Genomic DNA, 776 nt, shown 5'->3' with positions numbered 1-776 from the left:
TGACAAAATAACAAGGATATCCAATCCTAAAGTAAAAAATATTCGCACCGAAATTGAGCTGTTTTCATAAATTAAAAAATGAAATTAAGAAAAGATCAATTATCGCAAACTATACACTTTACTTTAATGTCAAAATAATAATAATGACAACAAATATCAGGATGTATATAACAATAAAAAAGAGTTATATTAAAATGAAGTCGATCATTCTTATAATTTTGATTGCAAACCTTTTATCGGCTTGTGCTTTAGCACCAAAGCTAAAACAGCCAAATGATAGGAACCGTGTACCTATTAATAAAACAATCCCTGCCGAAATCAAGCGAGGAGACAGATGAAAAAGCGATTTATTATAACAGGAATGGTTACCCTTTTGGCAATGATGAATTTGGCACATGTAAATAGCAAACAGGTGTATGATAGAAATGACGTAGATGTCTACCAAACAAAAGACGGTCGAATACATAGGATATATCATGGCTTTTCAGATACAACACACACTAGAGATGTTAAAATTAGACGTAAAAAAAAGCCAAACCCGCCTAAAAAGTCGCGACCTGCTTCACCGCCACAACCTGCTTCAACGCCACAACCTGCTTCAACGCCACAACCTGCTTCAACGCCACAACCTGCTCTATCAGCAGAATATTCGGAAATCCTTCAGCTTTTAAAAAAAGATGAAATTATTGAGCTCTTAACAAAACAGCTTGAGTTGAAAAAAGAACAAATTTCGCAAACAGAAAAAACCTATCAAGCTATAACAAATAGTCAGAAAA

General features: G+C 34.0%; 1 protein-coding gene and 1 pseudogene. Both read left to right on the top strand.

Features of this window, described 5'->3' with window-relative positions:
• The first annotated feature begins 194 nt into the window (after window positions 1-194).
• A complete protein-coding gene (locus ACFIJL_RS09735) occupies window positions 195-338 on the top strand; it encodes a TrwH protein (protein ID WP_273790050.1) in 144 nt (47 codons plus the stop codon).
• Window positions 335-776 (top strand): annotated as a pseudogene (locus tag ACFIJL_RS09730) (hypothetical protein); the annotation flags it as partial. The gene ACFIJL_RS09735 and the pseudogene ACFIJL_RS09730, both read left to right, overlap by 4 nt.

The sequence above is a fragment of the Bartonella sp. TT119HLJHH genome (assembly GCF_042193385.1).
In the GTDB taxonomy this organism is placed as follows: Bacteria; Pseudomonadota; Alphaproteobacteria; order Rhizobiales; family Rhizobiaceae; genus Bartonella.
The sequence above is the reverse complement of the archived record's forward strand: the minus strand, read 5'-3'. Positions and strand labels throughout refer to the sequence as shown.